This window comes from Bradyrhizobium sp. USDA 3315 (genome assembly GCF_054056795.1).
The window spans coordinates 2,886,459-2,906,105 of record NZ_JBSRYP010000001.1 but is presented as its reverse complement, the minus strand read 5'-3'; the positions used below and the strand labels follow the sequence as shown (position 1 = coordinate 2,906,105).

Below are 19,647 nucleotides of genomic sequence, written 5' to 3'. Positions count from 1 at the left end.
CACCAGCAAGGAGAGTGTGAATGCAACGAAAGACCAAGATATTGTCCCTCGCCGCGGCGTCCCTGATCGCAACAACGGCAGGCGCGTTCGCACAAGGCTACTACCCTTATGGGAACCCTGGTCCGAGATATTACGGCGGCCCCCGCTATCAAGCCGTGCAGCCTGACGTGATGTACTCTCCAGCGGAGCCGGGCTGGTACGGTTCGTTCAACGGCACCAACCACCCGACGCCGAGCTCGACCCAGGGTGACGTGGGTCCTGAAGGGAACAACAACGGTACGCTGACCGGCGTCTACAGGCGCTGGTAGCCACGCAAGATTTAAGGTCCGTCGCTCAGCTTGAGCGACGGACCTTTTTGCTGTTCCACGTTCCACATATGCAAAACGTGGGAACGTAAGGTTCGACTTTTCTGCTGAGGCGTTACTTCACCATCGCGCCGTAGACGATGTCCTGCACATTCTCGCGATAATATTTACGCAGCTCGCCCGGCGCTGCGGTTCCCACAACGACGACAAGGCGCTCCTTCGGATCGCAGAAAAACTGCGTGCCGTAAGCGCCGTTCCAGGTGAACTCGCCGGGATTGCCCGGCACCGACGACAGCCCCTCGCTGGTCCGCACCGCGACCGACAGCCCGAAGCCGAAACCGCCGCGATGCGGTTCGACCGCCGCGACGTTGTTCTTGATCTCGGGCCCGAGATGGTTCGACGTCATGTGATGCACCGTCTTGGGGCTGAGGATGCGCCTGCCGTCGAGCTCGCCGCCGTTGAGCAGCATCTGCCCGAACCGCAGATAGTCGCCGACGGTCGCGAACGAGCAGGCGCCGGCGCAATCGAACCTGGTCGGCGTATCGAGCAGCTTGATGGCTTGCGGCTTGCCGGTGAGCGGATCGTTCGGGAATGGACGCGCCAGCCGCGCGCGCTGCGCATCGGCCGGGTGGAACGTCGCATCCTTCATGCCGAGCGGCTTCCAGACATTGGCCGCGAGATAATCGCCAAGCCGCTGGCCGGAGACCTTCTCGACCACGGCGCCGAGCACGTCGATCGAGAAGCCGTACTCGAACTCGGTGCCGGGCTGATGCACCAGAGGCAGCTGGGTGATGCGGTCGATGAAGGCCTGGGTATCGCCCTCGACCGCCGGCGCGGTGCCGTCGGGATAGAGCCGCGCCAGCGCGCTCGAACTGTCGGGCCGGCCGCCATACATCAGGCCGGAGGTGTGGCGATAGAGATCGTGGATGAAGATCGGCTGCGCCTGCGGCTCCATCTTCAGCGAGCCGTCGGCCTGCCGCACGCCGACCTTCATGTCGGCGAACGCCGGATAGAACTCGGCGACTTTGGCCTGCAGCGGCAGCTTGCCCTGCTCCATCAGCGTTAGGCCGGCAACCGCCGCCATCGGCTTGGTCATCGACGCCAGCGCGAACACCGCATCGATCGGCATCGGCGTGCCCCTCACCGGATCGAGCTGACCATACGCCTTGTAATGCACCAGCTTGCCGTCGCGCGCGATCGCCACCACGGCGCCGGGCACGCGCTTGGCCGCTATCTCGCGCGCGAAGAAGTCGTCGAGCCGCGCCAGCCCCTGCTCCGAGAAACCGGCCTGGCGCGCCGACGTTTCCGGAAGCGGCGCGGCGTGGGCGATGCTGACAGCAAGGCTAGTGGCGGCGGCAGCCGCGGCAATAACGGTTCTTCTCATTGTTTCCTCACCGGGGACCGCGGGCGATTTGTTATGGCGTTCGTTGCCCGCAGCTCGCAGGATTAGATCACGCCGGCAAGGGCGACAAGACTTCGCGGCGCGCGGCCGCGTCACGCCGGTGCATGCCTTGCTGCGCGAAGAACGGCTCGACCTCGTGCTCGAACGTCTTCAGCGCCGCGCCGATCGCCTGGTGCATGTCGAGATATTTGTAGGAGCCGAGCCGGCCGCCGAAAATGACATTCGGATGCGACGCCGTCATGGCGTGATAGGACGCGAGCATCGCGCGGTCGGCGGCGGTGTTGATCGGATAATACGGCTCGTCGCTGCGGCCCGCGAAGCGGGAATATTCGCGGTAGATCGTCGTCCGCGCTTCGGCATGCGCGCGCTCCGGATGCAGATGCCTGAACTCGTGGATCCGGGTGTACGGCACCTCCGCGTCGGCATAGTTGATGACCGCGGCGCCCTGGTAGTCGGCGACGTCGCGCACCTCGCGCGCGAAGTCGACGGTGCGCCAGCCGAGATGGCCGCAGGCATAGCCGAAGAAGCGGTCGATTGGACCGGTATAGACCACGAGCTGCCGCAGATTGATGCGGTCGGCGACGTCGAAATAGTCGACACCGAGGTGGACCGCGATCCTGGGATGATCGAGCATCCGGCGGAAGATCGCGGTGTAGCCGCCTGCCGGCATGCCCTCATAGCGATCAGCGAAGTAGCGATCGTCGAAGCTGAAGCGGACCGGCAGGCGGCCGATGATGTCGGCCGAAAGCTTACGCGGATCGGTCTGCCACTGCTTCTGCGTATAGCCGCGGATCAAGAGATCGTAGAGCGTTCGGCCGACCGAGGCGATTGCCTTGTCCTCGAGATTGCCGATCCCCGCGGCGCCGTGCGCGGCCGCCTCCGCCGCGATCACGGCGCGGGCCTCGTCCGGCGTCATGGCGCGCCCGAACGCCGCGCACACGGTCGCAAGGTTGATCGGCATCGGATAGACGCGGCCCTTCGCCACCGTGAAGACGCGGTGACGGTAGCCGGTGAACTCGGTGAAGCGGTGCAGATAGCGCCAGACGGTCTCGGAATTGGTGTGGAAGATATGCGTGCCGTAGCGATGCACCTCGACGCCGCTGTCGGGGTCGAGCTCCGAATAGGCGTTGCCGCCGATATGCGGACGGCGGTCGAGCACGCAGACGGAGCGGCCGAGCCTGCTCGCCACCTGCTCGGCGATCACAGCGCCGAAGAAGCCCGCCCCCACCACGACGACGTCGAAGCCATCAAGCTGCATGCGCTCTCGCCCTCATGTCGGATCGCGACGGCGCCCGACGCAGCTTCAACGTGCCGGCACGACCGTTTCCGGCGAAATAAATCCGCCCATCAGGATAAATCCGAGCCCGGAACTTCCGGCTCGGCCGTTCAACTGACAGCAAGCAAGGCGACGGAAATGCCCGCGCGAGCAGCAACACCATCAAGCGCGGAGGTCCCCATGTCCGTGATCTGCGTCCTGTACTCCAGCAACACCACCTATGATTCGCTGCGCGGCATCCTGGCGATGGCTGCCGCCGAGCTCGACCGGCTCGGGCACGAGGTCAAGATGCTCGATCTGCTGGCGCCGGATTTCTCGGCCCGGCTCAACGCCCTGCTGCCGCGGCGTGCCGAGACCATGGCGCTCGGCTTTTCCGGCATCGGGCTCGATATCCATACCAAGGACGGCAGGCTGTTCTGGGACGTCGCCCAGATTCCCGTCTTCACCTGGTTCTGCGATCATCCCTGCTATTTCGCGATGCGTCACGGGCTCGAGAGCCGCTACACCGCGCATGGCTACGTGTTTCCGGACCATGCCGCATTCAACCGCGATCATCTGGGGGCCAACGGCGCCGTGTTCGCGACTCATATGGGCATTCCCGATCCTGGCTTCTTCGGCGGCCTGCCGCCCGAGCAGCGCAACGGCCGGCTGATCTTCGCCAAGTCCGGCTGGAATCCGCTGGCGCTCGAGCGCGGCTGGCGCAAGACGATGCCGCCAAAACTGTTCGCGCTGCTGTTCGATGCGATCGCCGAGGCGCGCGGCAAGACCTGCGGCGCATTTCCGAAGATCATCGTCGACGTCGCCGAGCAGCATCTGGTCTATCTGAAGCCCGGCGGCGACCTGTTCAACGTGATCCTGACCCGGCTCGACAACTACACACGAGGCGTGCGCACCCGCGAGGTGGGCACCGTACTCGCCGACTATCCGGTCGACTTCATCGGCGGCGGCTGGAGCGATCTCGACGTCAGCGGACGCCCGGCCCGCGTGCTCGGCGCGATGACCTTCGATGCGATGCGCGAAGGCCTCGGCAGTTACGTCGCCGCGGTCTCGCTCAATCCCAATATCGACCTGTCGGTGCATGACCGGGTGTTCTTCGCGCTCGGCGCCGGCACCGTGCCGGTGTTCGACGCCAACCGCTTCTCGGCCGCGGAGATGCCGCATCTCGCCCGCTTCAGCTTCGGCCAGGACACCATGAGCATCGCCGCCGCCGTCGAGGCCGTGCTGGCCGATCCCTCGGCGGCGCAGGCAGCGGCCGCGACCACCTTGCGCGAGCTTTATCCGCGCTTCTCGATGCAGCGGTCGGTGCAGGACATCCACGAGATCACGATGTCGATCGCGGGCGCCGCCGGCGCCAGTTTGTTGCCGGCCGAGCCGGTGCCGGCCGGCGTCTGGACGCCGAAGCAGGCGGCCTGATCGCGCGCCATTTCCGTGGCTGGCTCGCTCCGGCTGCGATACCATGCACCCGTCACCTCCGATCGGGGCCAGCATGAACCGCCGCGCGTTTGTCTCGGGACTGGCCGTTGCCGCGGCGCTCGCGGGCTTCGCCACGCCGGCTGCGGCCGACGGCAAACGGGTGGCGCTGGTGATCGGCAACAGCGCCTACAAAAGCGTGCCGGCGCTTTCCAATCCCCCGACCGACGCCAGTGATATCGCCGCCGCGCTGCAGCGCCTCGGCTTTGCCGTGACGCTGATCACCAATGCCGGCTTCGACGAGATGCGGCGCGGCCTGATCGCCTTCGGACGCAATGCCGCCGGTTCCGATATGGCGGCAGTGTACTTCGCCGGCCACGGCATGGAGATCAACGGCGACAACTGGCTTATCCCGGTCGATGCCGAGCTGAAGCGCGATACCGACGCCGCCAATGAAGCGATCAGCCTGCAAAGCGTGATGCTGCAGGTCTCCAACACCACAAGCCTCGGCCTCGTCATCCTCGATGCCTGTCGCAACAATCCGTTCGCGGCGAAGATGAGCCGCTCGCTCGCCACCCGCGCCGCCGCCGGCAGCGGGCTCGGCCGCATCGAGCCGGTCGGCAATGTGCTGGTCGCCTATGCCGCGCGCGACGGCACCACCGCGCTCGACGGTGACGACCGCAACAGCCCGTTCGCCGCGGCGCTGCTCCGCAACATCGAGACGCCGGGCGTCGAGGTCACCTTCATGTTCCGCAACGTCCGCGACGACGTGATGGAGGCGACGCGCAACGCGCAGCAGCCGTTTGTGTACGGCTCGCTGTCACGCAAGGCGATCTACCTCGTGGCCGCTCCGCCCGCCGACGCCGCCGCCACGAAACAGGCGAACGCTGCGCCGGCAGCCGCCGCATTGTCAGCGCCATCGGCGACAGCAGCCGGCGCGATCGATCCCGCGCTGGTCGGCACCTGGGAGATCATGGTGCCGGGTGGCCGCGGCCAGTCGCGCTGGATCTGGAAGATCATGGCCGACGGCACCTATCAATTCCACGCCGAGCCCTCCCGCGCCGCGCGCCCGCACGAAGGCACCGTCAGCTTCGCCAACGGCCGCTGGACGCTGCATGCGCTGAGAGGACTGAGGAACTACAGCGACGGCGGCTCCTACGAGATCCGCGACGCCATTGCCGTGATCACCGGCAAGCTCGGCACCGGCTATTGGAAGCGCAGTGTGGAGTGAGTGGGCGCGGCGCGACGGTGCAGCCGCAAGCCTCACTCCTTTCATAAATCCAGTTCACCCGTAGCCGGATAGACCACCGTGCCGTCGCCCTGGACGACGGCGCCTTCGGTAAGACGGGCGGGCTCGAGGCGCCCCTCCCCCATGATGTGGACGACCGTCTCGCCGGACGCGATGAGGTAGTCGGCGACGATGCGGCGGTGGCAGCGCCACCACACGGCTTCCGAGCACATCATCGCACAGCGTTGCCGGCGCCCCTCGTCGCGCAGATGCTGGAGCGCCGCATGAAACTGCGGCGACAGCGCATAGTCGGCGTAGTTGTGAAAACTCTCGTTGCTCCAGAACCCGTTGACGGACGGCGCCACGCTTCGCGCCTTGCCGCGGAGCCCGCCGAGATCGGCCAGATGCTCATACGAGATGCCCGCGGCCTTAAGCGGCTTGGGCAGCGTATCCTTGTTGAACTGCGGATTGGTTCGCGACCGCGGCACCGTTCGGATGTCAACGATACGCTCGATCGTGGCCGCGCCGAGGAGAGCGATGAAATCCTCGAGGCTGCGGGTGGAATGACCGATCGTGAAGAACGGAAGCGCCACGTCTTTGCTAGGCATGATGCAGCGCGCTACCCTTGTGGGCCGCGACATGATCGGTCTTGTCGCTCTTGATCTCGTACTGCGGATCGGCCTCCGAGGCGCGGTGGGTGTGCCCCTTGTAGTCGAAATCGCTGGTGTGAACCGCGATGATGGTGCCCGAGACGCGGCCGGCCTCGGAATTCCAGCTGACGTGATCGCCGACCTTGAATTTCCTGGCCATCGTTGCAGGCTCCTTCAGACGCGAAATTGATCGTACGATACGCCGCCAATCGACGGCACGGGACTAAAAAAGCCCGCCGGAGCAAACGAGCTCACAGCCGGCCAAGTTCCTGCCTCGCATTGGGGGTTCACCCGCAAATTGATGGTCTGGTTGCGGCATCCCGGAAGCTTGCCGCCGCCGTCCCGAATTCGATAGCGGGATTGATTGACGAAGCGATACCGGCAACGGATACAGCAAGTTACAAGTTATATGGCTCAACGCGCAAGCCTGACAGAAAGCTCGGTCAGATTCCCTCGTCACTTACGTGGATCCGCGGAATCAAGTTGCTGCCCTGCTCAGATCTTCTCCTTTGAGGGCCGCCGCGGATCCAATGCCGACATTGGTCACGATTGCCCTCGCCTGCAACATCGACATGCTCAGAGGACGAATGCGATCGACCGAGCAATATCTGACAATGCCGACCAACGGCGTCGGCGCCTGCGGGACGAAGACAGCCACCCAGTCGTTCTCGAGTGTCTCGAGGAGATATCCGAGCTGCCAGCCACCCTCGACGTTCACCAGCACTGGCTTGAACTCATCGCTCGCGCCTTCGGCCTGAGCAAGGCCTTGAGCCATACTCTTCACCATCTGGTACTGCGGAAGGCTGCCAAGAAATGATTTTTCGACCCACGCGCTAATCCGAGAGCCGGTTTTGGTTCGCGCGACGATGCCGGCGAGGAACGACACCAGGATCAATAAAGCCACTGCCACGACTGTAACAATTCCAATGCCTGCGACCTTTCCGATCTGGTCGAAATGAAGGGCATGAGACACCGGAAGCGCGGCCTTCACCGCCAGACGCATCGCGTGGCTGAGAATCGCCAGTACAAGAGCGACGGGCAGGAGAAACAGTGCGCCTCCGATTAAGGTCGTTTTCAAAAACTCCTTCATTGCCGCGGCCTCTCCATTTGCACACGCCGTTTGAAACCGGGCCTTTCGCCAACAGCCGAAAGAACTCGCCCGGATCGACAAGAACGGCCATGGCGCATCGAGCGTCAACAGACCGCCCACGTCGCCACAACCATCGCGTCCTGATGCGGATCATTGCGATGTTGGCGAGTGAACGGGCAGTGCAGCGAGACATCCCGGTCTCGCCGCACCGGTTGCCTCGGGGAGCCGCCGATCATTTCTCGTTCTTGAAGAGAACGTCGATGGCCTGGATCACCTTGAGTTCCGGGTGGGCCTTGCAATACACAATGACTTCGTGCTCGCCGGATTTGGTCCGCGTAATATGGGCAAAATGCTTCTTCGCGAGGCCGTTGTACCAGCCACTGTACCAAATCGCGAGAAAGTCGGCGTCCTCCTGATAAGTGTTGGCGAGTTGCGCGCAGGTCAAAGCCTGAACATCAATGAACCCTTTCGAGTCCATGTAGGTCGAGAGCGGGACCTGGGCATGAACAGAAGCAATCGAGATGACGAGCGCGCCAAGGCTGAGCCCAATCTGGTTCACGATGGATTTGCGTTTCACGATCTAGTCTCCTCTTGATTTTGGTTCGCCACCCAAGCCAGCGAACACTTTGAACAAACCGATCATTTCTGCGATGGGTCGGCCGTTGCGCTCGCCGGAGCGGGCGAACGAAGCGACTCATAGGAGATCTAGTACTTGTAGATCTTGCCGACGTACTGAACCGTCTCCTGCCCGACGATCGCAGCCGCGCCGTTCTCGACATTGTCGAACCAGACGGTCGAGTCGAAGCCGTGCTTGCTCGCATGGTCCCGGAAACGCTTCAGGTTTCCCGGGCCTGCATTGTACGTCGCCAGGGCCATGAACACGCGCTCGCGCGGATCGGTGACCGAAGCGTCGACATAGGTATCCGCCAGGTAGCGCAGGTATTTGGAGCCGGCGTGGATATTGGTGTCGGCGCTGGCCGCGACGCCGGTGATCTCGATCGGCTTCCCCTTCGCGGTACTGGGCTTGATCTGCATGATGCCGGTGGCGCCGGAGGCATTGTGGCAGGCCTGGTCGAGCTCTGACTCCTGATAGCCCTGTGCAGCGAGCAGGACGGGGTCGATGGAGTATTGCACCCCGTACTTTTCGAAAGATCCGCGCAGCGCCTTGAACTTCTCCGCCTCGGTGTGCGCGAGGGCGTTCTTCAGCGGCTTCGCCGTCTTGAAATAGCGTGCACGCAGGTCGTTGCCGAATTCAGTTCCGACTTTGTGAGTACTGACGAATTCAGCGAGCTCCTTCCTGAGCGCCGGACTGTCCTTCCGGATCGCCCAGGCGATGTCGCCGCCTTCGTTGATCGCAATATCGTCGCGCACCGTTAGCCCCTTCAGGAGGCCCGCCCACGCCTGCGCCTTGAAGCGGTCAACGACGGCCCAAGGCAACAGGCCGGTGCTCACCATCTCCAGCAAGTCCTCGTCCTCGAGGTTCTTGTCGGCTGGCTTGACGAGGATGCGTTCCAGCCCCTTGGCTGCCCGGTCCGCATTGAGCGCGTTCAGGTGCTCGAAATAGCTGCTGGCTTCCCGGACAGAAATCGTCTTTCCACCGAGGTCGTTCAGCGAGCCGATGCTCGGCGCCGCAGATCCCGTCACGAGCACTTCGCGAACGCCGGATGCCCAAGCATCAGCGAAGTCGACCAGCTTGCTCCGATCCGGCGTGACCGTGAGCAGGCCGGCGGCGATATCGCCCTTTCCGGCGATCAAGTCACCCAGCAGTCTGTCGCGCCTGGTGGGTACGAAGCCGACATAGATCCTCTGCTTCTTCTTGCCGTACCGCTTGTTCAGCCAGCTTTCGAACTCGGCGCCGAGCTCGGCTTCGAAGCCGAGTGTCTCGCCCTTGTCGATGAAGAACGATGTCCTGTCGGTCGGCACGAGAATGCGCACGAGTTTGCGCTTCAGCATGCCATCGAAGTCGCCCTCCCAGACCTTCAGGGACGGCAGCGCCAGGACCTGTGGATCGGCCCTGGCGGATTTTTCTGCCACGACGACGGCGGCGGCGGTTGCGAAGGCCATGGCGAATAACCTGGGACTTGCGTAGGTCGATGAAAAAATCATTGATCCAACCCAATCATTTGAAACGTGCCGCTGAAATCTGCCTGGACGTTACCTCTCTTCGTGCAAGATGTATTGTAATTATGCAGCAACCTGGGCTCGCAGATGTCGACGCGCGAGCCCAGGCACTCTGATCAGCGCCGCCGGCCACCTCCATGGAAACCGCCACCTCCGCGGAAACCGCCCACGCGGCCGCCTCCGTGGAAGCCGCCGGCCCGCATGCCGCCGCGGATCGCGGCCGGCCGGCCGCCTGCGTGAACACGCCCACTGACGCGCGAGCGCGTGACGCTCCTGTGCGAGACCGCCGCGCGATTGCCGGCACCCGTGCGCGCACGCGTGACACTCCTGCTGCTGGTGCGGCGCGATACCGAGGCACCGCGATTGCCGGCGCGTTGCGAGACCGCGGTCCTCGCCCGGCCTGCACCCGCATTCGAGACCCTGCCGTCGGGACCACCGGTGCGATTGCGCAGCGCCTCGCGCGTGGCGGGGGTATTGCCGCTGCCGAACCGCCTCGCCACGCCGGCATCGCGATAGGCGACACCGCCGCGATGCGCCGGATTGTGGGCCCAATTGGTGTTTCTGATGTTGGTGCGGTTGAACTGGTTATAGCGGTTGACGTTGACATAGACGTTGCGGCCCCACCAGTTGCAGCCGCCCCAGATCGCAGCGCCGACGGCCACGCTGGCGGTGAAGCCGATCACGCCCGCGGCGACATAGCCTGGCGGAGACCAATAGAACGGCTGGTAGTCGGGATAATCCCAGGCCCCGTAGACGACACCGGGATCGTAGACCGGGACGTAATACTGGTCGGGATCGACCGGCTCGATCGAGATCGCCTGCTGCATGCCGGAGGGCGCGGTCACACCGGCGGGAGGCGCGCTCTTTATCACCTTCTGCTGCGGCGTCGACTTGAGATTGCCCGCGGCCTCGGCGCGCTGGCGCAAGGTCTGCACGGCGCTCATCACGTCCCGCTCCCGCGCGAGGAAGGCATCGCCAAGCTGCTGGGTCCAGTCGAGCTTGTCGTTCATCATCTGAAGAACCTGCGGCACCGCCGTGAGGGCCTTGACGCTCGGATCCCACGACTGCTTCTGCATGGCGTCTTCGAGCGCCTTGCCGGTGACGGTCTTGTTGTCTTGCGACCAGCGCGCCGCCTCGACGACTTCCAACGGATAGGTCGACGCCATCAGGATCTGCGACAGCAGCGCGTCCGGATAGAGCGCGATCGGCGCCACCAGTTGCTCGATCTGTCCGTTCGGAAGCTTGCTGGCTGTCGGGGCCGGCGCCGGCGCGGCGGCCTGGTCCTGGGCTGGCTTCTGGTCCGCGGGTGTCTGCGCATATGCCGGGCCCCCCAGCATCAGACCAACCGCCAGCGCCGCGCTCGCGAAGGTAATCCGACGCATTCCCGGAAGAAGTTTTGTCATGATGCCTCCTCGTTCTTCGTCTCGCTTGCATCACCGGCGGCGCCGGCGTGCTCCGCGGCGCCGGGCGTCAGCGATGCCTACGCAATCGTTCGGCCTCTATTCAAAGCGGAACATGCGTTTCCAGTCGTCTTTCATGCTGACCACGATCCAGCCATTGGAGTTCGCTGCGTCGAGCGCCTTGTCGAGTTTGCCGAATGAGGACTTCCGATCGTATGCATATTCTCGTTCGGCATCGGTGTGATGCACGATCAGGCCGAAGCGTTTCCCCGATGATTGCGTCGCCCATTGCAGCATCTGGAAGTCGCCGTCCGAATTGCCGAAGGCCGCGATCGGCCGGCGGCCGATATGCGAGTTGATGCCGACCGGCTTACCGGGTCCGTCGTCGACGAGATCGATCGCCGGCAGCCGGATCAGTGTCGGTTTCCCCTTGTCGATCTCGAACTTCGTCTTGATGCTCGATCCGACGACCTGCTCCGGCGGGATGCCATAGACCCGCTCGCTCCATGGCCGCATGAACTCGATGCCGCCGCCCGAGACAATGAAGGTCTTGAAGCCATTGGCCCGCAGACAGGCGAGCAGTTCCAGCATCGGCTGGTAGACGAGGTCGGTATAGGGCCGGTTGAACTTCGGGTGACGCGCCGACTTGATCCAGTCGCCGGCGATCTGCGCGAACTCGGCCGTTGTCATGCCGGCATGGGTCGCCATGATCAGTTCGACCAGGCCCTTCTCGCCGGCCTTGGCCAGCGCTGCGATGTCGTTGTCGAGAATCGCCCTGAACGGCTGCTTCTGCTTCCACTCCGGATGTTTGGGGGCGAGGGCCTTCACCCGGTCGAGCGCAAACGCAAGCTGCACATACATCGGCTGCTCGCACCACAGCGTGCCGTCATTGTCGAATGTCGCGACGCGTTCCGGCGCCGGCACGAAATCCGGCGCTCCTTCCTTGGTCACTGCGGCGACGAAGTCCAGGATCGACTGCTTCGCCCGGCCGTCATTCCAGGAGGGAAGAGGATCTTCCTGCGCAAGCGCATGACCGCCAGAGGTCGCTGTCGCAGCCGATATCAGAAGACCTGCAAGGACCGAACGACGACCGACCGGATTCCCCGTCATGAGTCCCCTTTCCTGTTCTCACATGAAGCAAGTCAGAACGGCCCCGCGTTCCGGGGCCGCTCTGTTCGCGTGTCTAGTTGCCTGTGGGCAAGCCGATCTGGAAGCCGTCCTTGGCGAGTTGATCCCTGAAGAACGCGAAGCGCTCATACTGTTGGATTGTGATCGGTCCCGCGTAGGTCTCGCTCTGTATCTTGCGAGGGGGATACTTCACATAGGTCTGCATCAGATCCTTGATCGCGGCATTGATGGAAACCAAGGACCAGGTGTGCTCGGTGTAGTTGTTCATGAAGATGTCGTAGCGCTCCTGCGGGTCCTGCCAGAGATCGAAGACCTGCGGAACGGTCGCCACGTAGGACTCCGGTCCCTTCCAGCCGAGGTTGCTGTCGACCGCCAGACCGCCGGTCTTTGCGCCGTTGTCGCCGCGCAGATTGAACACCGCCTTGTAATTGCCGACACGGGCTGCGCCAGGCGAGAGCTCGGATTCCGTGAAATAGAACCAGTTCTTGCGCTCGGACTTACCGGTTCCGAACAGGATCGGCGACATGTCGATGCTGTCGAAGATGATGGGCTTACCCTCGCGATCGTTCTCCGGCAGCTTCACGCCGGCAAGCTTCGCGAACGTCGCCATGTAATCGAGGCCGCCGACGATGTCCGAATTCTTCGAACCGGCCTTGATGCCTGGGCCCCACGCAAGCGACGGGACGCGGTTGCCGCCCTCGCGAACCGTGCCCTTGGTGCCGCGGAACGGTGTGTAGCCGGCGTCCGGATAGACGTCCTGCCAGGCGCCGTTGTCGGTCGTCCAGAACACATATGTGTTCTTGTCGAGGCCGAGGGACCGCACCTTGTCCATGATCCGGCCGATACGCGTGTCGTTCTCGACCACGGAGTCGGCGTACTTGCTCTTGGACATCGACTTGCCCTGGAATTCGGGCGCCGGCATGTTGGGCTGGTGCACCTTCATGAAGTTGGTGCTCATGAAGAACGGGCCCGACGACTTGTTGCGGTCCAGATACTCGAGCGAGGCCTTCTCGACATAGTCGTCGAAGAAGGGAATGCCGACCACGCCCTTGTCCGGCGTGTTGACGTACTGGCCGTTGATCTTGAAATCCTCCTTCGCCGGCTGCCCGGCATTTCCGGAGAGCGCGCCTTTTGTGACCTTCTCGAACATCGCCCGGAGTTCGGGATCCATGTCGGGAAACCACGTTGGGTCGGCGTAGGTGTAGGCATTGAGATGATAAAGGCCGGCATACTTCATCTCGTCGTAGCCTTGCGCGCTCGGCAGCGCATAGTCGGCCTCGCCGAGGTGCCATTTGCCCGTGAAGAATGTTTTGTAACCGCCGGTCTTCAAAACCGAGGCAAGCGTCCATTCCGCCGCCGGCATGCCGTCGCCCTGGCCCTGGAACGCGACGGTCGTCATGCCGCTGCGATTTGGAATCCGGCCGGTTTGCACCGCGGCACGTCCAGGCGTGCAGCTCGGCTGCGCATAGAAGGACATGAACTGCAGTCCTTCATTCGCGAGGCGATCGATGTTCGGTGTTGGCATGCCGCGATTTTCGCCGCCGCCATAGGGCCCGGAGTCACCATAACCAAAATCATCCGACAGGATCAGGATGATGTTCGGTTTTGCTCCGCCGGCCGCGCTCGAGGGCTGCGTGGTCCCTTGCGCCTGGGCTGTCTGGATGGGCGCCATTGCCGAGAACGCGGCGATGGTGGCGAGCGAACTGGAGGCCGCGAGCAGGTTGCGGCGGCTGAAGGTCTCTGTCGTTGTCTTCTCAGTCATCACTTTCTCCCTGAACGTGTAATGCAGCGAAATCCGAGATGGCTGGTCGACGTATCGATCGGCTCGGCATGGCGCGCCGCCGGTCGATAGCGCCGGCAATAGTTCGGCGCGCAGAGATGCGAGCCGCCCTTGATCACCTTGCGCGGTATCCTGCTGAGCGGCAGCGCCGGATCGTGGCTGTCATGCTCGCAGCCGCCTCGCGGGTTCTGGAGAATGCAGCAGGCCTTCTTTGCATCGGCGCGGTGTTTCGGAGCCCACCAGTCGCTGGTCCACTCCCAGACATTGCCGATCATGTCGAACACGCCATAGCCGTTCGGCGGATAGGTCATCACCGGCGAAGTGCGCGCATGGCCGTCCTCGCACCGGTTCTCGAACGGAAAGTGACCTTGCCACGTATTGGCTTGATGCACGCCGCCCGGCACGAATTCATCGCCCCAGGCATATTCAGCACCATCGAGGCCGCCGCGTGCGGCAAACTCCCACTCTGCCTCCGTCGGCAAATCCTTGCCGGCCCATCGCGCATAGGCGAGCGCGTCGGCGTGGGCGACGTGCACGACAGGATGGTCGTCCAGCGACTTGATGTTGCTCTTCGGGCCATAGGGATGGCGCCAATTCGCGCCCTTGAGCAGCGTCCACCATTGGCTGTAGTCGCGCAGATCGACCGGATAATCCGGAGGCGTGAAGACCAGCGATCCGGTGAAGAGCATGTGCGGGAGCGCATCCGGATAGTCCTTGGGATCCGGAGCGACCTCGGCGAAGGTGACGTGGCCCGTGGCACGCACGAACTGCTTGAATTGCCGGTTCGTCACCGGCGTGCGGTCCATCCAGAACCCGTCGACGCTCACCATGTGGGACGGCGCTTCTTCCGGATAATGCCGATCCGATCCCATGCGAAACGTGCCGCCGGGAATGAAGATGCTGTCTGACGCGCCGGTTTCGTCCACGTTCGCGACCGGTCTCTCGGCAATATTCAAGAAGGTTGCCTCCAGTTACTCGTTGCGGCCGATTGCGTGCTTGGTCGGTTCGGCGGCCTCGCTGCGCAGGTTCCGCGTCTGACCGATCGCACCACGCATCATGTCCGCGGCAAGCACGCCTGATATCGAAAGGTTGATAAGAATCGTATTGTTCACGCACTGCTCCAGTTGTGCGAACGCCCCTCGATCACGGCCGGTTCAGGTGAACCAGAGCCTCGGCTTCCAGTTCGGCAACGAGCCGTTCGTAATCCGCGGCCTTCCGACTTCCTTCGCGGTCTCCTTGCTTTGCCGCTTGTTGCCAACGACGAAGCGCTTTCACAGCTTCGTCATAATCTGCGCAAATGGCTCTAAACTGCGCGTCGCGATTGAAGCAGCGCCGAATGTCAAGTTCGCGCAGCGGAAAGCGGGTCACAATCGCGCGGAACTCCTCCATGATGAACTCGCTTGTGGCCAACGTGACCTTTGCTGCTGGTTCATCGAGGCTTCAAGGTACGAACATGTTCGTACACGGCGCGACGCTCGTTGAGCGCGTCGTCTCAGGCGCGACGGCTTCAAGGCCGATGCGACCAGCTGTCGCTGCAGTCGGGAACTCGTTGTTCCGATGATTGAAAGCTGTCGCGTCAGCGCCGGCTGCTTGTTTCGCTTACGAGTTGCAACATGTATTGGGAAGGCCTACCGTCGACCGACGATTGGGGTTGCCGGTTGATGCCTGATGTACCCTTCGCTCACGATGCCGTCAGCGGCTCATCCGATATCCCGCGTTGTGATGATTCCGCGGTGCCGCCGGAGCATGTAGCGAAAGAGCTGGACCGCATCCTCTCGAGTCCGCATTTCCAGGCGAGCGAACGGCGGCAAGCTTTCCTTCGTTTCATTGTCGACGAGACGCTTGCAGGTCGCGCTGAAAGCCTGAAAGGCTACACAATTGCCTTGGCCGTGTTTCGGCGCGACCATTCTTTCGATCCCCAGGCTGACCCTGTCGTCCGTCTTGAAGCTCGACGATTGCGCCGCGACCTCGATAGCTACTACGTGGATTCGGGCCGGGATGATCCGGTACGCATCACAATTCCAAAAGGCTCCTATGTGCCTCATTTTGAGTGGCACAAAATGCATATTGCCGACGCTTCCCCTCGCGAACCTGCCCTCGAACTGCACGATCGTTCGACAACTGCTGCTGCTACACGTGCGAATTGGACGACCAAGCCTGGCATCAGGCGCTATGCGCCCGTCGCTGCCGCGCTGGCAGCCGGCGTGGTGGCTTGGATATGGCTTGCAGCAAGACCGCCTCCGTCCCCAATGACGCCACGCGAACCCGCGGTCCTGGTGATGCCATTCGAGCCGCTAACTCCTGGGGAGAACACGCGGCTCTTCGCCATCGGCATGGGACAGGAACTGACCAGCAATCTGTTTCGATTCGGAGGATTGCGGCTCTACACGTCGCCCCCGAACGGGTCCTCCGCAAAAGGCGACGAAGCGCCCCAACCCGGTCGCCCTCTCGGTGCTTCCTATGTCGTCCGTGGAAGCGTTCAAACGAGTGCCGAAGAAGTGCAAGTCACAACGACTGTCTTCAACGCCGAGAACGACGAGATCGTATGGATGCGGACATATGCTCGACCGTTCGATCCTCAGTCGCTCATGAATGTCCAGCGCGAGCTCGCAAGCGAAATCGCAACCGTCGTCGGCCAATCCTACGGCGTGGTCAGAAACGACATTCGCGCGGATCCACCGAGGAATATGGAAAGCTATCTCTGCGTCCTGCGCGCTCAGGCCTATCGCAGCACTTTCCGGCGCGTCGACTTCGATCCGGCCATGCAGTGTCTTCAGCAAACCGTTCAGCGGGATCCGCAGTATAGCGATTCATGGGCCATGCTTGGATGGCTGCATCTCGACGCCGGACGGTTGGGCTATTCAGCCGACGGCAATCCGCAAACGGAGTATGACAAGGCCCTTGAGGCAACGTCGCGCGCCATCGCCCTGCAGCCGAACAGTCCCCTGGCGCTGAAGGCCCTGGCTGCGGCCTACCATTTCACGGGACGTTACGCCGATAGTGATCGCATCAGCCATCTGGCGATCGACCTCAACCCCAACGATCCCGACATTCTTGCCCAATTCGGCTGGCGTCTCGCCATCCGCGGGAACTTCTCGGAAGGCGTGCCGATGCTCAAGCGCGCGATCGAGCGCACGTTGCATCCGCCAGCCTGGTATCTTCATTTCATCGCGGTCGACCTTTACTTGAAGGGTGAATACAAGCAGATGCTCGACGTGGCCGAGACGGCATCGTTGCGCGATTCCGGATTCAGCCAACTGTTGATTGCGATAGCGAATACAGAGCTGGGGCGCCGCGATGCGACCCAAACGGCCTTGAAAGGAATGTCGCGGTACAAAGCGTTGGCCGATGATCCGGCCGGCTTCTTGCGCCGCAACGGAGCGGCGGATCAGGTTGTCGACACTCTCGTGGCCGGATTGCGCAAAGCCCAGGCTCTCGTCGCAAGCTGACCTTCCCTGCAGTTTTGGCGCCGCTCAGCCGGCATCTTCGGCTTTCGACGGCCATGCCGCCGTCGCCGTTTTTCACTGCGCATGGAATAGACCGCCCGAAGGCGGCCTTCCATGGGTTAGCGGAAACCAAAGCGATGCTTACGGGCGAATGCCGTTCTTTCGCGCGCAATCCCGATAGGCGGAATAGCCCGCCGAGTTTCGGGCGGCAGTCGCCCCGCTTGTCATGTTCGCACCGCCGGCGGCAGCGGCTTCATTCGCCTGCCTGAAGCATTCAGCACGAATTGAATCGACATTCTTGCCACTATTCTTCGGAGCCGCATTTGCCGGAACCGCGACGAGTAAAACCAGCGCGCCAAGCACTCCTGTCTTCCACATGGTCGTCTCCCTGTAGTGGACCAGCTGCCGTACCGGCCCGCCAATCCTGCTGCGCCGGCACGTGAGCATCAGCATCGTTTCACGCGGGGAGGTCATCAAGGTACGAACACGTTCGTACCTGCCTTGCGTACCTGCCTTGCGCAGCCGAGGTCCGAAGGATCGAGCTCGGCATTACCGCTCGCTGCGCTTGCCCCCCAAGCCGCGACGCGCTGCTTTGGACGTGCATTCGGTTCTGAACATGCAGTTTGTGCCAGCGTGACACGTAGTTGAACCAACGGAACGAAGCTCGTGCGGCGGGATTGATCGGGACACCCTTGCAAGGAGTCCGGATATGCGACCAACCAAGGCTTTGCTGGTTCTCAGCTTCATCGCATCTGCAGCAATGATACTTCCTTATGACGCCCAAGCCCGGCGCGGAGGAGCCGGCGCTCGATCGGCTCACTTCCACGGCGGAGGAATGCGGCCTGGTTGGCACGGCGGCGGCACGCGATGGCATGCCGGCGGTTGGCACGGCGGCCGCGCACGTTGGGCCGGCGGCGGCTATTACCGCGGTGGCGGTTACTATCGAGGCGGTTGGGGCGCCGGAGCTGCCGCAGCCGGTTTGGCGACTGGCGCAGCCATCGGAGCCGCGACGGCCTACAACTCCTGCTATCAGACGCGAAACGTGTGGAACGGTTACGCGTATGTTCAGCAAAGCGTGAGGGTCTGTTAGGCACTTCCTCGTCCGCTATGCCTGCGCGAGGGCGTTTCGCCGACCCCGTCTGGGCCGGCGTCGCGCCCTCGCGCGCTACCAGTTGACGCGCAGTCCGGCTTTCCCGCTGTAGGAGAAGCCGCCACCGTCGAACCGGCTTTGATAGGAAGCGTTGGCATAAAGCGACGTGGTCGACGTGACCTGTCCGCTGATGCCGGCATTGATCTCGCCCCACAGGTCGCCAAGGCTGGCCTGGAATGGAACGAAGCCGGTGTCCGACGAGAACAACGTTTTCGGGTTGCCGAGGAATTCGTTCCACAGGCTCGGACGGATCCAGGCCGTCAGCGTACGCGGACTGTCATCGACTGCCCATGTTCGGCCAAATCGGGCACCGATCCGGGTTGCGAGCGAATCCACGTCCGCAAAGCGGATTTGCGCCGCGATGTCGCTGGCGTCGTTGATGTGGATGTTCTGATACACCAGTTGCGCCTGCGGCTCGATGAAGAAGCCGCCGGCGAACTTGAAGGGATAGCCGCCCTCCACCGACGCAGCACCACCCTGAGCGCCGGTCTTCAGCGCCGGAATGCCGCGATTTGCGCTGCTCGTGATGTCGTAGAACGTGCCTTGCAGGATCGAGTCGATGTACCAGCCGGTCGGCCCGAAATGCGTCCAGTAGCCACCGAGCGTGTAGGCGGAGAAGGTGTTGTCACCCTGGCTGCCATCGAAATGGGTGACCCGCCCGCGCGCGCCGCCGATCGCGAAATACGCCCCTGCCTGGTCGCGCGAACCGTCGGGACCGTCGTGTCGATAGACATCCATGCCCGCCTGCAGCGCCAGGAAATCATAGCTGAAGTGCGGTCCGGCTTCGCCGCCCAGCACGCCGAAGCTGTCGCCCTGATGCACGCCGTTGACCCCAAGCACGCGACCCCATCCGACCCTGGCGTTCTCGGGATTGGCGCGAAAGCGTTCGTCCTCCTCCTCGCCCACGCGTTCATGCAGCGTGTCGAGCAGGCTGCGTCCGTACAACAGCGTCATCGACTGAATTGCCGCGTAGAGCGAAGTCTCCTCGCGGTAGTCGGGGATACCGCCGCCGCCACCGTCGGCTCCGCCTCCACCTCCACCGCCTCCTCCACCGCCACCGCCGCCTCCGCCGCCGCCGCCTCCACCGCCTCCACCTCCGCCGCCGCACCTAGGCACGTTGGGCAGATTGGAGCAGTTGATGAGACCGCCACCGCCGCAGGCGCGCAGATTGGGATGAGCGACACAGTCAAGGGTGTCGCGCAAATACCAGGCTTGCGGGTTGCCGAGTAGGCGGGGATGTTGCCATCCCCGCCCCTCACAG

General features: G+C 63.2%; 18 protein-coding genes and 1 pseudogene. 4 read left to right on the top strand and 15 right to left on the bottom strand.

The window, feature by feature from the left end; genetic code table 11:
* Positions 1–20 precede the first annotated feature (20 nt).
* Positions 21–308 carry a hypothetical protein gene (locus ACVIYL_RS13315; protein ID WP_075969423.1) on the top strand — a complete coding sequence of 96 codons (288 nt, stop codon included), beginning with the start codon at positions 21–23 and terminating at the stop codon, positions 306–308.
* Between the two features lie 112 nt (positions 309–420).
* On the opposite strand, the gene ACVIYL_RS13310 is transcribed toward ACVIYL_RS13315, so the two are convergent.
* Positions 421–1,689, bottom strand: a complete 1,269-nt coding sequence (locus tag ACVIYL_RS13310; protein WP_456778783.1) for a serine hydrolase domain-containing protein — start codon at positions 1,687–1,689, stop codon at positions 421–423.
* 67 nt (positions 1,690–1,756) lie between these two features.
* The gene (gene glf, locus ACVIYL_RS13305; RefSeq protein ID WP_456778782.1) at positions 1,757–2,965 is read right to left on the bottom strand and encodes a UDP-galactopyranose mutase; all 1,209 of its coding nucleotides are present in this window, start codon (positions 2,963–2,965) and stop codon (positions 1,757–1,759) included.
* Between the two features lie 198 nt (positions 2,966–3,163).
* Here glf and ACVIYL_RS13300 point away from each other — a divergent pair, with 198 nt between their 5' ends.
* Positions 3,164–4,396, top strand: coding sequence for a hypothetical protein (locus tag ACVIYL_RS13300; protein WP_456778781.1), 1,233 nt, complete (start codon positions 3,164–3,166; stop codon positions 4,394–4,396).
* A gap of 73 nt (positions 4,397–4,469) precedes the next feature.
* On the top strand, positions 4,470–5,624 hold the full coding sequence (locus tag ACVIYL_RS13295; protein WP_456778780.1) for a caspase family protein: 1,155 nt from the start codon (positions 4,470–4,472) through the stop codon (positions 5,622–5,624).
* A gap of 41 nt (positions 5,625–5,665) precedes the next feature.
* Here the strand turns inward: ACVIYL_RS13295 and ACVIYL_RS13290 are convergent, their stop codons facing one another.
* The 11 genes from ACVIYL_RS13290 to ACVIYL_RS13240 form a co-directional block, all read right to left on the bottom strand.
* Complete coding sequence (locus ACVIYL_RS13290) at positions 5,666–6,229, bottom strand: DUF488 domain-containing protein (RefSeq protein WP_168857746.1); 564 nt, start codon at positions 6,227–6,229, stop codon at positions 5,666–5,668.
* Complete coding sequence (locus ACVIYL_RS13285) at positions 6,222–6,431, bottom strand: hypervirulence associated TUDOR domain-containing protein (RefSeq protein ID WP_028338922.1); 210 nt, start codon at positions 6,429–6,431, stop codon at positions 6,222–6,224. Before ACVIYL_RS13285 ends, ACVIYL_RS13290 begins: the two co-directional genes overlap by 8 nt.
* 318 nt (positions 6,432–6,749) lie before the next feature.
* On the bottom strand, positions 6,750–7,361 hold the full coding sequence (locus ACVIYL_RS13280; protein ID WP_253606523.1) for a DUF502 domain-containing protein: 612 nt from the start codon (positions 7,359–7,361) through the stop codon (positions 6,750–6,752).
* A 232-nt stretch (positions 7,362–7,593) separates the two neighbouring features.
* A complete protein-coding gene (locus ACVIYL_RS13275; RefSeq protein ID WP_283805964.1) occupies positions 7,594–7,911 on the bottom strand; it encodes an HdeA/HdeB family chaperone in 318 nt (105 codons plus the stop codon).
* Between the two features lie 155 nt (positions 7,912–8,066).
* Complete coding sequence (locus ACVIYL_RS13270; protein WP_456778779.1) at positions 8,067–9,425, bottom strand: transglycosylase SLT domain-containing protein; 1,359 nt, start codon at positions 9,423–9,425, stop codon at positions 8,067–8,069.
* Positions 9,426–9,598: 173 nt separating this feature from the next.
* On the bottom strand, positions 9,599–10,885 hold the full coding sequence (locus ACVIYL_RS13265) for a DUF3300 domain-containing protein (protein ID WP_456778778.1): 1,287 nt from the start codon (positions 10,883–10,885) through the stop codon (positions 9,599–9,601).
* Positions 10,886–10,981: 96 nt separating this feature from the next.
* On the bottom strand, positions 10,982–11,992 hold the full coding sequence (locus tag ACVIYL_RS13260) for an HAD family hydrolase (RefSeq protein ID WP_456778777.1): 1,011 nt from the start codon (positions 11,990–11,992) through the stop codon (positions 10,982–10,984).
* Between the two features lie 73 nt (positions 11,993–12,065).
* Entirely contained in the window at positions 12,066–13,772 is a 1,707-nt protein-coding gene (locus ACVIYL_RS13255; RefSeq protein WP_456778776.1) for an arylsulfatase, read from the bottom strand.
* Positions 13,772–14,746: a formylglycine-generating enzyme family protein gene (locus ACVIYL_RS13250; protein ID WP_456778775.1), complete on the bottom strand. Its 975-nt coding sequence runs from the start codon at positions 14,744–14,746 to the stop codon at positions 13,772–13,774. The genes ACVIYL_RS13255 and ACVIYL_RS13250 overlap by 1 nt, the downstream gene beginning before the upstream one ends.
* 15 nt (positions 14,747–14,761) lie before the next feature.
* Complete coding sequence (locus ACVIYL_RS13245; protein WP_456778774.1) at positions 14,762–14,902, bottom strand: hypothetical protein; 141 nt, start codon at positions 14,900–14,902, stop codon at positions 14,762–14,764.
* Between the two features lie 31 nt (positions 14,903–14,933).
* Entirely contained in the window at positions 14,934–15,179 is a 246-nt protein-coding gene (locus ACVIYL_RS13240) for a hypothetical protein (RefSeq protein ID WP_229192917.1), read from the bottom strand.
* Between the two features lie 224 nt (positions 15,180–15,403).
* Here ACVIYL_RS13240 and ACVIYL_RS13235 point away from each other — a divergent pair, with 224 nt between their 5' ends.
* The gene (locus ACVIYL_RS13235; protein WP_456778773.1) at positions 15,404–17,239 is read left to right on the top strand and encodes a tetratricopeptide repeat protein; all 1,836 of its coding nucleotides are present in this window, start codon (positions 15,404–15,406) and stop codon (positions 17,237–17,239) included.
* A gap of 138 nt (positions 17,240–17,377) precedes the next feature.
* On the opposite strand, the gene ACVIYL_RS13230 is transcribed toward ACVIYL_RS13235, so the two are convergent.
* Together ACVIYL_RS13230 and ACVIYL_RS13225 are read right to left on the bottom strand one after the other, a co-directional pair.
* Positions 17,378–17,689 (bottom strand): hypothetical protein, encoded by a 312-nt coding sequence (locus ACVIYL_RS13230; RefSeq protein WP_456778772.1) that lies wholly within the window; start codon positions 17,687–17,689, stop codon positions 17,378–17,380.
* A gap of 712 nt (positions 17,690–18,401) precedes the next feature.
* A pseudogene (locus ACVIYL_RS13225) lies at positions 18,402–19,595 on the bottom strand (autotransporter family protein); the annotation flags it as partial.
* Positions 19,596–19,647: the final 52 nt, after the last annotated feature.